The sequence below is a fragment of the Geodermatophilus normandii genome (assembly GCF_003182485.1).
Classification (GTDB): Bacteria; Actinomycetota; Actinomycetes; order Mycobacteriales; family Geodermatophilaceae; genus Geodermatophilus; species Geodermatophilus normandii.
The window spans coordinates 2411021-2424750 of the sequence record NZ_QGTX01000001.1; the positions used below are offsets into that span (position 1 = coordinate 2411021).

Here is a 13730-nt window from a genome sequence, read left to right on the forward strand (position 1 = left end):
GTGCCCGAGCTGCCCGAGGTCGAGGTGGTGCGGCGCGGCCTGGAGCGCTGGGTCGCCGGGCGCACGGTGGCCGCCGTCGAGGTGCACCACCCCCGCGCGGTCCGCCGGCACCTCGAGGGCGCCGAGCACTTCGTCGCCGCGCTCACCGGCCGCACGGTCACCGCCGCGCACCGCCGCGGCAAGTACCTGTGGCTGCCGCTGGCCGAGGCCGACGGCGCGCCCGCCGGCCGGGCGCTGGTCGCCCACCTCGGCATGAGCGGGCAGCTGCTGGTGGAGAAGCCGTCCCAGCCCGACGAGGTCCACCTGCGGGCCCGGTTCACCTTCACCGACGGCGGCCGCGAGCTGCGCTTCGTCGACCAGCGGACGTTCGGCGGGCTGGCCGTGGAGGAGTGCGCCGGGGGCGGCGGGGTGGGCGAGGACGTGGCGGAGCGCATCCCGCAGCGCCTGGCGCACATCGCCATCGACCCGCTGGACCCCTCCTTCGACGAGGCGGGCTTCACCGCGGCGCTGCGCCGGCGCAGGACCGAGGTCAAGCGGGCGCTGCTGGACCAGACGCTGGTCGGCGGCGTCGGCAACATCTACGCCGACGAGTCGCTGTGGCGCGCCCGCCTGCACGGCGCCCGGCCCACCGACAAGCTGACCCGCGCCCAGGTCGCCGACCTGCTCGACGGCGTGCGCAGCGTGCTCGGCGAGGCGCTGGCGCAGGGCGGCACCTCGTTCGACTCCCTGTACGTCGACGTCAACGGCCAGAGCGGCTACTTCTCCCGGTTCCTCGCCGTCTACGGCCAGGAGGACCGGCCCTGCCCGCGCTGCGGCACGCCGGTCGTCCGGGAGTCGTTCACGAACCGGTCGAGCTACAGCTGCCCGACGTGCCAGCCCCGCCCGCGGATCCGCAGGTCGTGAGCGCCCTGCGGGTGCGCGTGCTGGTCTCCGGGCACGTGCAGGGCGTCGGCTACCGGTGGTTCGTGCGCGGTCTGGCGGAGGGCGCCGGGCTGGCGGGGTGGGCCCGCAACCTGCCCGACGGCCGGGTCGAGGTCGAGCTCGAGGGGCCCGGCGACGACGTCCGCGCCGTCGTGGCGGCGCTCGACGGGCCGGGCGCTCCGGGCCGGGTGACCGGCGTGGCGCAGGAGGACCGTCCGGTACAGGGGGGCCGCGGCTTCACCACCGCGTGACGAAGGCGACATCCCCCCGACACGGCGACGCCCTGCTCCTGCCGTTGACCAGCGTGTCCGGGGGTGTCACCCTGGGGACACCGAGCCCGCGCCGACCGACCTCTCGGGGCGGCGGGCACCCCCTCTCGCTGTCGAAAGGCCGTTTTCGCCATGGCCAAGGCCCTCTTCGGTTCCGTCGTATCGCCCGCGGAGCTCCGCGTGATGGACGAGAACGCGGCGCTGCGCGCCAAGGTGCGCCGCCTGGAGCAGGAGCTGACCGAGCTGCGCGCCCAGCGGGACGCCGTCATCGCCCACGAGCTGCTCAGCCTGACCCGCGACAAGGCCGAGCCCGCGCTGGCGTAAGCGCCCCGCCGGTCCTCTGCGCACCGACCGTCCCGGCCCTCTGCGCCGCCGGGACTAGGCTGCCGCTCTCGTGCACCTGTCGAGCCTGACGCTCAAGGGCTTCAAGTCCTTCGCGTCCCCGACGACGCTCCGCCTGGAGCCGGGCATCACCGCCGTCGTCGGCCCCAACGGCTCGGGCAAGTCCAACGTCGTCGACGCCATCGCCTGGGTCCTGGGCGAGCAGGGCGCCAAGTCGCTGCGCGGCGGCAAGATGGAGGACGTCATCTTCGCCGGCACCGCCGGCCGCCCGGCGCTGGGCCGGGCCGAGGTGACCCTCACCATCGACAACGCCGACGGCGCGCTGCCGATCGACTACACCGAGGTCTCGGTCACCCGCCGGATGTACCGCTCCGGCGAGAGCGAGTACGAGATCAACGGCGACAAGGTCCGCCTGCTCGACGTCCAGGAGCTGCTCAGCGACGCCGGCATCGGCCGCGAGATGCACGTCATCGTCGGCCAGGGCCAGCTCGACGCCGTCCTGTCCGGCCGTCCCGAGGACCGCCGCGCCTTCGTCGAGGAGGCCGCCGGCGTCCTCAAGCACCGCAAGCGCAAGGAGAAGGCGCTCCGCAAGCTCGAGGCGATGCAGGCCAACCTCGACCGGCTGGCCGACCTGACCGCGGAGCTGCGCCGCCAGCTCAAGCCGCTGGGCCGCCAGGCCGAGGTGGCCCGCCGCGCCGCCGGCGTGCAGGCCGACCTGCGCGACGCCCGCCTCCGGCTGCTCGCCGACGACCTGGTCGGGCTGCGCGACGCGCTGGCCAAGGACGTCGCCGACGAGACCGCCGCCCGCGAGCGGCGGGCCGCCGTCGAGGCCGAGCTGGCCGGGGTGTCGCGGCGGGAGAGCGCGCTGGAGTCGGCCCTGGCCGCCGACGCGCCGCGGCTGGGGACCGCGCAGGACACCTGGTACCGGCTGTCGGCGCTGACCGAGCGCTTCCGCGGCATCGCCCAGCTCGCCGCCGAGCGGCACCGGCACCTCCTCGCCGCCGCCCCCGCCGCGACCGGTGGCCGCGACCCGGAGCAGCTCGAGGCCGAGGCCGACCGGGTCGCCGCCACCGAGGCCGAGCTCGCCGCCGGGCTGGAGGCCGAGCGCGGCCGGCTGGCCACCGCCGTCGCCGCGCGTGCCGAGCTGGACGGGGCGCTGGCCGCCGAGGAACGCGCCTGGGTGGCCGCCACCCGCGCGCTGGCCGACCGTCGCGAGGGGCTGGCCCGGCTGTCGGGGAAGGTCGCCGCCGGGCGCTCCCGGGCCGCCGCCGGGCAGGCCGAGGCCGAGCGCCTCGGCCAGGCCGCCGCGGAGGCCGCCGCGCGGGCCGAGGCCGCCGAGGCGCGGCTGGCGGGGCGGCGGGCCACCGTGGCCGACGCCGACGACGAGGACGCCGCGCTGGTCACCGCCCACACCGACGCCGTCGCCGCGCACGCCGCGGCCGCGCGCACGGTCACCGAGCTCGCCGACGCCGAGCGGGCGGCCGAGCGCGACCGCGCCTCCTGGGCCGCCCGCCGCGACGCGCTGGCCCTCGGGCTGACCCCGGCCGACGGGGCGGCCGCCGTCCTCGCCTCCGGCCTGCCCGGGGTGGCCGGGCCGGTCGCCGACCGGATCACCGTCGCGCCGGGCGCCGAGGTGCCGCTGGCCGCGGCGCTGGAGGGGCTGGCCGAGGCGGTCGTCGTCACCGGGGTGGCGGAGGCCGCCGCCGTGCTGGCGCGGCTGCGCGACACCGACGCCGGCCGCGCGGGCCTGCTGGTCACCGGCGGCCCGCCGCCGCTGCCGCGCGAGGGCTGGCCGGTGCTGCCCGAGCGCCTGTCCTGGGCGCTGGACCTCGTCGAGGCGCCCGAGGAGCTGCGTCCCGCACTGGCCCGCGCGCTCGACCGGGTCGCGGTCGTCCCGACGCTCGAGGCGGCCCGCGCGCTGGTCGCCACCCACCCGCGGGTGCGCGCGGTGACCGCCGACGGCGACCTCGTCGGCGCCGACCGGGCCACGGGTGGCGCGACCAACGCCCCCTCCGGCCTGGAGGTGCGCGCCCGCGTGGACGAGGCCGAGCGCGAGCTCGACGCCGCCAGCGCCCGCGCCGCCGACCTCGCCGACCGGCTCGCCGCCGCCCGCGAGACCGCCCGCGCGCGCTCGGCCGACGTCGAGACCGCGCTGGCCGCCCGGCAGGCCGCCGACCGCAGCCGCTCGAAGCTGGCCACCGAGCTCGCCGAGCTCGGTGCCGCGGCCCGCTCGGCCGCCGCCGAGGCCGAGCGCACGGCCGCCGCCTCGCGCCGGGCGGAGCGGGCGCTGGAGGAGTCGCAGGCGGCCCTGGCCGAGCTGGAGGCCCGGCTGGCCGAGGCCGAGGCCGCGCCCGTCGAGCAGGAGCCCGACGCCGGGCAACGCGACCGGCTGCGGCTGGAGGTCGCCGCGGCCCGGCAGGCCGAGACCGAGGCCCGGCTGGCGGTGCGCACGGCGGAGGAGCGGGCCCGCGCGCTGTCCGGGCGGGCCGAGGCGCTGCGCCGCCAGGCCCGGCAGGAGCGCGCCGCGCGGGAGCGTGCGGAGGCCGCCCGGCTGGCCCGCCGCCGGGGCGCGGAGGTCGCCGCCCGGGTGCGCGCCGGCGCCGAGGAGGCGCTGACCGCGCTGGCCGGGTCGCGGGAGCGGGCCGCCGCCGAGCGCGACGAGCTGGCCCGGCAGCGCACCGCCCGCGAGGCCGAGCTGCTCGACGTCCGCACCCGGGTCCGCGCGGCGACCGCCGAGCTCGAGCGCCTCACCGACGAGGTGCACCGCGACGAGGTCGCCCGCGCCGAGCAGCGGCTGCGCATCGAGGCGCTGGAGGAGCGGGCGGCCGAGGAGTTCGGCGTCGACCTGCCCACGCTCGTGGCCGAGTACGGGCCGGCCGCGCCGGTGCCGCCCACACCGGCGCAGCTGGCCGCCGCCGAGGCCGCGGGGGAGCCCGAGCCCGCCCCGGAGCCCTACGACCGCGCCGCGCAGGAGCGCCGCGCGGCCCGGGCCGAGCGCGACCTCGCCACGCTCGGCAAGGTCAACCCGCTGGCGCTGGAGGAGTTCGCGGCGCTGGAGGAGCGGCACACCTTCCTCGCCACCCAGCTGGAGGACCTCCGGGCCACCCGGCGGGACCTGCTCACCGTCGTCCGCGAGGTCGACGGGCGCATCCACGACGTCTTCGCGGCCGCGTTCGCCGACGTCGCGCGCGAGTTCGAGGGCGTCTTCGCCACGCTGTTCCCGGGCGGCCAGGGGCGGCTGGTCCTCACCGACCCCGAGGACATGCTCACCACCGGCGTGGAGATCGAGGCCCGCCCACCGGGCAAGAAGGTCAAGCGGCTGTCGCTGCTGTCCGGCGGCGAGCGCTCGCTCACCGCCGTCGCCCTGCTGGTGGCGATCTTCCGGGCGCGGCCCTCGCCGTTCTACGTGCTCGACGAGGTCGAGGCGGCCCTCGACGACGTCAACCTCGGCCGGCTGCTCACCCTCGTCGAGCAGCTCCGGGCGACGTCGCAGCTGATCGTCATCACCCACCAGAAGCGGACGATGGAGATCGCCGACGCGCTCTACGGCGTGAGCATGCGCGGTGACGGCATCACCGGCGTCATCAGCCAGCGCCTGCGCGAGCCCGAGACGGCCCGGGCATAGGAGGCGATCCCCACGTCCTGGGCCCAGGACGTGGGGATCGCTCCCCAGGCCTCGCTCAGACGCCCGAGGGGACCAGCAGGTCGACGGCGAGCGGGAGGTGGTCCGACGCGCCGGCGCCGTCGAGCACGCGCGCACCGGCCACGCCGATGCCCCCGGTCACCCACACCTGGTCGATGCGCACGTGCGGGGCACGCGCCGGGTGCGTGAGGCCCTCGTCGCGCTGCCAGAACCGCCAGCGGGCCTGGTCCTCCCGCTCGGGAGCCAGCTCCCAGGCGTCGGCGAAGCCCTCGCGCAGCGCGGCGAGCTCCGGGGCGTCGGGCGCGGCGTTCAGGTCGCCGACCACCACGCCGGTCGCCATCGGGTCCTCGAACAGCCCGCGCAGCAGGGCGACCTGCTCGGCGCGCTCGGCCGCCGACCGGGTGGTCAGGTGGGTGGTGGTCACCCACAGCGCGCCGCCGTCGAGCTCGACCAGGGTGCGCAGCGCGCTGCGCGGCTCCCCGCTGCCGGGCAGCGGGTGCACGTCGCTGACGAGGATCGGCAGCCGGGACAGCAGCGCGTTGCCGTACTGGCGGCGCGGTTCGTCCCCGGGGCGCGCCTGGTCGATGGCGGGGCCCCAGGCCAGCTGCATGTCCAGCGCGCGCGAGAGCAGCAGCGCCTGGTCGACGTCCTCGCTGCGGTCGCCGAAGTGCCGGTCGACCTCCTGCAGGCAGATGACGTCGGCGTCGGCGGCCGCGAGCACCTTCGCCAGGCGGGGGAGGTCGTGCCGGCGGTCGTCGCCCACGCCGTGGTGGGTGTTGAAGGTGACCAGGCGCACCGGGATCGGCGGCTGGTCGGGACCGGGGGCCGGCTTGAGGCCGTGGGGATCGGTCACCCCGTCAGCCTGTCATCCCCGTCAGCGCGCCACCGCCACCGGGACGGGATCGGCCAGCGGCAGGTCGAGCACCTGCTGCAGGCACTCCTCGCCCTCGGCCCGGTGGTCGCTGACGTGCAGCACGAACCGCGCCTCCCGCCCGTCGAGGACCAGCTCGCCCACCTGGTTGCCGAAGAACGGCCCGGCCGCCTTGGCCCACTCGACCGACGGCGGGCGCACCCGCGCCGCCCGGGCGATCGCCCCGGTGAACCGCCGCGCCCACCGGCTCCAGCCGATGCGGAAGCCGACCCGGATCGGGTGCGGCGCCTGGTTGTGCAGCGGCGAGACGGTGAGCTGGTGCACCCGCCCGGACAGCCCGCCGGGGGAGACCACCTCGGCGGCGTAGGCGTGGTGGACGTCGCCGGAGAGCACCAGCGCCGTCGCGGGCGCCCGGCCGTGCTCTCCGCGGGCCACGGCCAGCAGCGCGGCGCCCAGCCGGTCGAAGGAGGCGCCGAAGGCCGCCCAGTGCTCGAGGTCGGCGGCCTGCCGCAGCTTCTCTGCCGCCCGCCCCAGGAGCCGGCCCTCGTGCCGGACGGCCAGCGCCTCGTCCCACCGCTCGATCGAGTCGATGGCGTGGGGGAGCAGCCAGGGCAGCGACGTGCCCACCAGCAGGTGGCTCACGCCGTCCTCGACCGCCTGGCGCATCTGGTCCTCGACCCAGGCGAACTCCAGGTCGTCGACCATCCGGCGGCCCTGCTCCTCGAGCACCCGCCCGGCGCGGCTGTCGACCATCAGCAGCCGCGCGTCGCCCCAGTGCCGGACGTAGCTCCAGCGCACCGAGTGCGGGTCGCGGTCGGCGGCCAGCGCCATCTCCCGCAGCAGCGGCGCGGCGTCGGCCCCCTCGGGCAGCGCGCGCACGGCCTGCCACGTCGCGTGCTCCGCGAGCTCGGCGGGGGAGAGGTTGCCCAGGTGCTGGTAGACCCAGTAGCTCGCCAGCCCGCCGGCGATCCGGTCCTCCCACCAGTCGGTCGCGGTCACCTCGCGGCGCCAGGCCGCCGAGGTGTTCCAGTCGTCGATCATCTCGTGGTCGTCGAACACCATCGACGACGGGATCGTCGACAGCAGCCAGCGCACCTGCGGATCGCTCCACGACTCGGCGTAGAGGCGGGTGTACTCGTCGAAGTCGCGGGTCTGCCCGTCCTCGGGGACCGGTTCGCCCCGGCGCAGGCCCAGCCACGTGCGCGTCGCCGTGGTCAGCTCGTCGGCGTAGACCTGGTCGCCGAGCATCACCAGCGCGTCGGGCCACCGGTCCTCCGGCAGCGTCGCCACCCGCTCGGCGTAGGCGTCGAGCGCGTCGGGCGGGATGCCCTCGTCGAGGTCGACGGTGCTCGGTGCCGCGTAGCGGCAGGAGCCGAAGGCCAGCCGGAAGGGGCCCGGCCGGCCGGGGGTGCGGATCCGGCTCGGCGGGAACGGCGAGCTCTCCTCGGGCCACACCCGCACGCCGTCGAGGCGCACCTCGTAGGGCGTCGTGCTGCCCGGCTCCAGCCCCTCGACCACGACGAGGGCGTAGTGGTGCCCGCCCGCACGGAAGGTGCGCACGGTCCGTCCGAGGACGTCGACGGTGCACGGGCGGTCGGTCTCCACCCACACGGTGGCCGACACGGGGTCAACGTGCCGCAGGAGCGGACCGATCAGGAGGGTCGGGGTGTCCCCCTCGGGCAGCGGCATGCCGTCAGCCTGGCCCACGCACCCGGCTTCCGCCCAGAGTCCCCTGTGCGCGGGCTGGGAAGATGACGGCCATGGAGTTCGTGCTGATCGCGATCGCGATCGTCCTCGTGGCCCTGGTCCTCGGGGTGAGCCTGCTGGTCGGCCGCGGCCGCCGCACCACCCGCCTGGACGACGACGCGGTCTCGGGCACGACGCTCACCCGTCCGCGCCCGCCGGCCGCCCCGCCGACCGAGGACCGGCCCGCGGGCGCCACCGCGTCGGGCCAGGGGCTGGCGCCCGTCGAGCCGGTCTCGCCGGAGGCGCCACCCGTCGTCGAGCTGCCGCCGGCCGAGCCCGAGCCGGGCCTGGCGTTCGAGACGCCGCCGCCGTCGGCCGGCCGGCTGGTGCGGCTGCGCTCCCGGCTGGCCCGCTCGCAGTCCTCGCTGGGCCGCGGCCTGCTGACCGTGCTCGCCCGCGAGCGGCTGACCGAGGACGACTGGGAGGAGGTCGAGGAGACGCTCCTGGCCGCCGACGTCGGCGTCGCGGCGACCACGCAGATCGTCGAGCGGCTGCGCACCCAGTCGATGGTGCTGGCCACCGCCACGCCCGCGGACCTGCGCGCGCTGCTGGTGCGCGAGCTCACCGCCGTCCTCGGTCCCGACCTCGACCGCCGCCTGGGCACCGACCGGCGCGAGGGCCGCCCCGGGGTCGTCCTCGTCGTCGGCGTCAACGGCGCGGGCAAGACGACGACGGTCGGCAAGATCGCCCGCGTCCTCGTCGGCGACGGGAAGAGCGTCGTCCTCGGTGCCGCCGACACGTTCCGCGCCGCGGCCGCCGACCAGCTCGAGACCTGGGGCGAGCGGGTGGGCGTGCTCACCGTGCGCGGCCGCGAGGGCGCCGACCCCGCGTCCGTCGCGTTCGAGGCGGTGCGCACCGGCGTGGAGGCCGAGGTCGACACCGTCGTCGTCGACACCGCCGGGCGGCTGCACACCAAGTCCGGCCTCATGGACGAGCTGGGCAAGATCAAACGGGTCGTGGAGAAGCAGAGCCCGGTCACCGAGGTGCTGCTCGTCCTCGACGCCACCACCGGCCAGAACGGCATCGTGCAGGCGCGGGTGTTCACCTCCGCCGTCGACGTCACCGGTGTGGTGCTGACCAAGCTCGACGGCACGGCCAAGGGCGGGATCGTCGTCTCCGTGCAGCGGGAGCTCGGCATCCCGGTGAAGCTGATCGGCCTGGGGGAGGGCGCCGACGACCTCGCGCCGTTCGAGCCGGAGACCTTCGCGGAGGGCCTGGTCGGCGGCGCCGACTAGCGGGAGGACCTCTCCTCCCACCCCCCGCACGCCGGGCGGTGCCCGGGAGGGGCCCGGAGGACGCCGACGGAGGCTCAGACCCGGGTGGGGTCGAAGCCGAAGGGGAGCTCGAGCCGGTGGGCGGCGAGCAGGTCGGCGTCGGCGAGCAGGTCGCGGGTCGGCCCGTCGGCCACCACCACGCCGCCGTCGAGGACCACCGAGCGCGGGCACAGCTGCAGGGCGTAGGGCAGGTCGTGGGTGACCATGAGCATGGTCACCGGCAGGCCCGTGAGGACCTCGGCCAGCTCGCGCCGGCCGGCCGGGTCGAGGTTGGACGACGGCTCGTCGAGCACCAGCACCTCGGGGTGCATCGACAGCACCGTGGCGACGGCGACCCGGCGGCGCTGGCCGAAGGACAGGTGGTGCGGCGGCCGGTCGGCGGACCCGGCCATGCCGACCTGCTCCAGCGCCGCGGCCACCCGGACGGCGACCTCGGGCTCGGGCAGGCCGAGGTTGCGCGGCCCGAACGCCACGTCCTCGCCCACGGTGGGCATGAAGAGCTGGTCGTCGGGGTCCTGGAAGACGATCCCCACCCGCCGGCGCACCTCGGCGAGGTTCCGCTTCTCCACCGGCAGCCCGCCGACGCTGACCCGGCCGCGCCCACCGGAGAGGATCCCGTTGAGGTGGAGCACCAGCGTCGTCTTGCCCGCGCCGTTGGGACCCAGCAGCGCCACCCGTTCCCCGGGCACCAGCCGCAGGTCCACGCCGAACAGCGCCTGGTGACCGTCGGGGTAGGCGAAGGCCAGGTCCTCGACGAGCAGGGCTGCGGGAGCGGCGGTCACCCCAGCAGCATCCCCGCCGCGAGCACCGCGGCGGCGGTCAGGGGGAGGCTCAGCGCGACCAGCCACGCCTGCACGGGCACCGCGGCGGCCGGGCCGGCCGGCATCGCGCCGCCGTACCCCCGCGACAGCATCGCCAGGTGCACGCGCTCGCCGCGCTCGTAGGACCGCACGAACAGCGCACCGGCGCCGGTGGCCACGACGCGCAGCGCCCCGGGTCCGCGGCCGCGGAACCCGCGGGACTCCCGCGCCACCCGCATCCGCCGCAGCTCACCGCCGACGACGTCGGCGTAGCGGACCATGAACGACAGGATCTGCACGAGCAGCGCCGGCAGCCGCAGCCGCTGCAGCCCGCGCACCAGTTCCCGCGCCTCGGTGGTGGCGGCGAGCACCGTGGCGGCGAGCACCGACAGCGTCGCCTTGGCCAGCAGCCCGCCGCCGGCGGCGAGCCCGCTCTCCGAGAGCGACAGGCCCAGCACCTCGACCCGCGGCCCGCGCGAGACGACCGGCAACAGCAGCGCGAAGACCAGGAACGGCACCTCGACGACCAACCCGCGGGCCAGCCGCCCGGCCGGCACCCGCGCGACGGCGGCCGCCCCCAGGACGAGGACGGCGTACCCCGCGTAGGCGGCCGGCGCCCAGGCCGCGTGCACCGGGGTGGCGACGACGACGAGCGCGAACCCCAGCACGGCGACCAGCTTCAGGTGCGGCTCCAGCCGGTGCACCACGCTGCCGCCGGCGACGTAGGCCGCGCCCAGCGGGCCGCCGTGCCCGGCGCCCACGTCAGTCCCCGGCGGGCCGGGCCGCGGCGGCGTCCTGCGCCGAACGGCCGGTCCGGCGGCGCAGCGCCAGGGTGAGGCCGCCGGCCAGCACGAGGGTCACCGCGACGCCGGCCACGCCGGCGAGCCCGCCGGAGAGCCGGCCGTCGTCCACGCCGGAGACGGCGTAGTCGGCCAGCGGCGAGTCCGCGGTGGCGCTGTCGCGGGCGGTGTCGGCGAAGCCGGTCTCGCCCGCGGCCCACTCCAGGCCGTCGGGGGAGGAGCTCGCGTAGGAGCTGACGAACCCGGCGACGACCAGGGTGACCAGCAGGCCGGCCAGCCACAGGCCGCGACGGCGGCTCATCGCACGACCTCCTCGGCGCGCAGACCCGGGCGGGTGGCCAGGTCGGCCGGGCGGTGCAGGTGCGCGGCGCCGTGGACCAGGTCGGGCCGGACCGACAGCACCGCGGCCAGCACGGCGACGGTGATGACCGCCTCGCCGATCCCGATCAGCACGTGGACGCCGCCCATCGCCGCGGCCACCGCGCCGAGCGGCACGTCGGCGACCCCGCCGGCGGCGAACAGCGCGACGAACACCAGCGCGGCCGCCGGCACCGAGACGAACGCCCCGGCCCCGGCCGCGGCCAGCAGCCCGCCCCGGGTGCGCGGCAGCACCGACAGCAGCAGCCGGGACACCCCGTAGCCGACGCCGACGGCGACCAGGCCCATCAGCGTCACGTTCGTGCCGAGCGCGGTGATCCCGCCGTCGGCGAAGAGCACCGCCTGGACCACGAGGACGACGGTCGTGCACAGCACCGCCGTCCAGGGGCCGACCAGGACCGCGGTCAGCGCGCCGCCGATCAGGTGACCGCTCGTGCCGGCGCCGACCGGGAAGTTGACCATCTGCACCGCGAAGACGAACGCGGCGGTGAGGCCCGCCAGGGGAGCGGTGCGCTCGTCGAGCTCGCGGCGGGCGCCGCGCAGGGCGAGGGCCACCGTCCCGGCGGCGACCACGCCGGTGGCCACGGACGTCGGGGCGTCCAGGAATCCGTCGGGGACGTGCACACGGGCCTCCACGGGGGTGCGGGCGACCGGGTGCCGCCCGCGGGAACCTTATTGCACACGATTTGCAACTGCACGGGCCTCGCAGCGACGACGCCCGGCGGGGAGTGACGGCGGACACGCCCACGCCGCCGGCAACACGGCCGTCACACGCCTCCGGGACACGCGGCGCGGAGTTCACCGCGCCGAAACAGGTGGACGACGTCCCCGGAAACACCCGCCCGGCACCGTGAACGCCGCGTCGCCGCCAGGGACGGAGGCGACCGCGACCCGTCCGACCCCGGCCCGCCGGGGCCCGTTCCCCTCGTTGCGGCCCTCGGCCCACGACCCACCTCAGGAGGTTGCCGTGGTCAACACCGGCGACACCGCCTGGATCCTCGTCAGCGCCGCGCTCGTGATGCTGATGACCCCAGGCCTGGCGCTCTTCTACGGCGGCATGGTCCGCGCGAAGAGCGTCCTCAACATGATGATGATGAGCTTCGGAGCCCTCGCGCTGATCACGGTGCTCTGGGTGCTCTACGGCTACTCCGTCGCCTTCGGCAACGACGTCGGCGCCGGCCTGCTCGGCGACCCGGGCGAGTTCTTCGGGCTCGCGGGCCTGATGGAGGACACGACCAGCGAGGCGGGCGGCCTGCCGTCGATGGCCTTCGTCGGCTTCCAGGCGGTCTTCGCCATCATCACCGTGGCGCTGATCTCCGGCGCCATCGCCGACCGCGCCAAGTTCGGCTCCTGGATGGTCTTCGCGGGCCTCTGGGCCACGGTCGTCTACTTCCCGGTCGCCCACTGGGTGTTCGACTTCGACACCGACGCCGGCCACGTGGGCGGCTGGATCGCCAACGACCTCGCCGCGATCGACTTCGCCGGCGGTACCGCGGTGCACATCAACGCCGGTGCCGCGGGCCTCGCGCTCGCGCTGGTGCTCGGCAGGCGCCGCGGCTTCGGCCGCGAGGCGATGCGGCCGCACAACCTCCCGCTGGTCATGCTCGGCGCCGGCCTGCTGTGGTTCGGCTGGTTCGGCTTCAACGCCGGCTCGGCGCTGGCCGCCAACAACACCGCCGCCGTCGCCTGGGTCAACACCCTGGCCGCGACCGCCGCGGCGATCCTCGGCTGGCTGCTCACCGAGAAGGTGCGCGACGGGCACGCCACCTCGCTGGGTGCCGCCTCGGGCGCGGTCGCCGGCCTGGTCGCCATCACCCCGGCCTGCTCGGCGGTCTCGCCGATCGGCGCGATCGTCCTGGGCGTCATCGCCGGTGCCCTCTGCGCCCTGGCCGTCGGCCTGAAGTACCGCCTCGGCTACGACGACTCCCTCGACGTCGTCGGCGTGCACCTCGTCGGCGGCCTCTGGGGCACCATCGCCATCGGGTTCCTGGCCGACCCCGACGCCCCGGCCGGCGTGGAGAGCCTCTTCTTCGGGGGCAGCGTCGACCAGCTCTGGCGGCAGGCCGTCGGCGCGGTCGCCGTCCTGGTCTTCTCCTTCGTCCTTACGCTGGTCATCGGGTTCGCGATCCAGAAGACGATCGGCTTCCGGATCACCGAGGAGGACGAGGTCGCCGGGATCGACACCGTCGCGCACGCCGAGTCCGCCTACGACTTCGCCTCGCTCGGCAGCAGCGGCTCCACCGCCCCACTGGCCGGCCAGGCGCGTGCCGAGGCCCGCAACACCGAGAGGACCCTGGCATGAAGCTCGTCACCGCGATCATCAAGCCCTTCAAGCTCGACGACGTGAAGAACGCCCTCGAGCTGATCGGGATCACCGGGCTCACCGTCAGCGAGGTGCAGGGTTTCGGCCGCCAGCGCGGCCACACCGAGGTCTACCGCGGCGCGGAGTACCAGGTCGACTTCGTGCCGAAGGTCCGCATCGAGGTCGTCGTCGGCGAGATCGACGCCGCCCGCGTGGTGGACGCCGTCGTCGAGTCGGCCTCCACCGGCCAGATCGGTGACGGGAAGGTCTGGGTCACCACGATCGACGAGATCGTGCGGGTCCGCACCGGCGAGCGCGGCGAGGACGCGCTCTGAACCGGACCTGACCGGAGATCGACCGTCGGCCGGGGTGGTGGGAGGCCCC

Annotated in this window: 13 protein-coding genes; 7 read left to right on the forward strand and 6 right to left on the reverse strand. The window is 76.5% G+C overall.

The features are described 5' to 3' along the window. From mutM to smc, 4 genes are all read left to right on the forward strand, one after another. Window positions 1–903: a bifunctional DNA-formamidopyrimidine glycosylase/DNA-(apurinic or apyrimidinic site) lyase gene (gene mutM, locus JD79_RS11860; RefSeq protein WP_110005675.1), complete on the forward strand. Its 903-nt coding sequence runs from the start codon at window positions 1–3 to the stop codon at window positions 901–903. Next, on the forward strand, window positions 900–1172 hold the full coding sequence (locus tag JD79_RS11865; protein WP_110005676.1) for an acylphosphatase: 273 nt from the start codon (window positions 900–902) through the stop codon (window positions 1170–1172). Before mutM ends, JD79_RS11865 begins: the two co-directional genes overlap by 4 nt. Before the next feature lie 198 nt (window positions 1173–1370). Continuing rightward, window positions 1371–1514 carry a hypothetical protein gene (locus JD79_RS11870; protein ID WP_245900044.1) on the forward strand — a complete coding sequence of 48 codons (144 nt, stop codon included), beginning with the start codon at window positions 1371–1373 and terminating at the stop codon, window positions 1512–1514. A 70-nt stretch (window positions 1515–1584) separates the two neighbouring features. After that, window positions 1585–5157 carry a chromosome segregation protein SMC gene (gene smc, locus JD79_RS11875; protein WP_110005677.1) on the forward strand — a complete coding sequence of 1191 codons (3573 nt, stop codon included), beginning with the start codon at window positions 1585–1587 and terminating at the stop codon, window positions 5155–5157. A 55-nt stretch (window positions 5158–5212) separates the two neighbouring features. Here smc and JD79_RS11880 read toward each other — a convergent pair whose 3' ends face one another. Beyond that, window positions 5213–6028, reverse strand: a complete 816-nt coding sequence (locus JD79_RS11880) for an endonuclease/exonuclease/phosphatase family protein (RefSeq protein WP_110005678.1) — start codon at window positions 6026–6028, stop codon at window positions 5213–5215. A gap of 21 nt (window positions 6029–6049) precedes the next feature. Beyond that, window positions 6050–7735, reverse strand: coding sequence for an alkaline phosphatase D family protein (locus JD79_RS11885; protein ID WP_110007651.1), 1686 nt, complete (start codon window positions 7733–7735; stop codon window positions 6050–6052). Between the two features lie 71 nt (window positions 7736–7806). On the opposite strand from JD79_RS11885, the gene ftsY reads away from it, so the two are divergent. Further along, complete coding sequence (gene ftsY / locus JD79_RS11890; protein ID WP_110005679.1) at window positions 7807–9027, forward strand: signal recognition particle-docking protein FtsY; 1221 nt, start codon at window positions 7807–7809, stop codon at window positions 9025–9027. Between the two features lie 74 nt (window positions 9028–9101). On the opposite strand, the gene JD79_RS11895 is transcribed toward ftsY, so the two are convergent. From JD79_RS11895 to JD79_RS11905, 4 genes are read right to left on the reverse strand one after another with little or no spacing between them, the layout of a single operon-like run. Further along, complete coding sequence (locus JD79_RS11895; RefSeq protein WP_110005680.1) at window positions 9102–9848, reverse strand: energy-coupling factor ABC transporter ATP-binding protein; 747 nt, start codon at window positions 9846–9848, stop codon at window positions 9102–9104. After that, a complete protein-coding gene (gene cbiQ, locus JD79_RS11900) occupies window positions 9845–10627 on the reverse strand; it encodes a cobalt ECF transporter T component CbiQ (protein WP_110005681.1) in 783 nt (260 codons plus the stop codon). Before cbiQ ends, JD79_RS11895 begins: the two co-directional genes overlap by 4 nt. Window position 10628: 1 nt before the next feature. Further along, the gene (locus tag JD79_RS23055) at window positions 10629–10967 is read right to left on the reverse strand and encodes a PDGLE domain-containing protein (protein WP_211307942.1); all 339 of its coding nucleotides are present in this window, start codon (window positions 10965–10967) and stop codon (window positions 10629–10631) included. Further along, window positions 10964–11668: an energy-coupling factor ABC transporter permease gene (locus JD79_RS11905; RefSeq protein ID WP_211307943.1), complete on the reverse strand. Its 705-nt coding sequence runs from the start codon at window positions 11666–11668 to the stop codon at window positions 10964–10966. Before JD79_RS11905 ends, JD79_RS23055 begins: the two co-directional genes overlap by 4 nt. 343 nt (window positions 11669–12011) lie before the next feature. Here JD79_RS11905 and JD79_RS11910 point away from each other — a divergent pair, with 343 nt between their 5' ends. Together JD79_RS11910 and JD79_RS11915 are read left to right on the forward strand one after the other, a co-directional pair. Then, window positions 12012–13346: an ammonium transporter gene (locus tag JD79_RS11910; RefSeq protein ID WP_110005682.1), complete on the forward strand. Its 1335-nt coding sequence runs from the start codon at window positions 12012–12014 to the stop codon at window positions 13344–13346. Continuing rightward, on the forward strand, window positions 13343–13681 hold the full coding sequence (locus JD79_RS11915) for a P-II family nitrogen regulator (RefSeq protein WP_110005683.1): 339 nt from the start codon (window positions 13343–13345) through the stop codon (window positions 13679–13681). The genes JD79_RS11910 and JD79_RS11915 overlap by 4 nt, the downstream gene beginning before the upstream one ends. The last annotated feature ends 49 nt before the right edge of the window (window positions 13682–13730 follow it).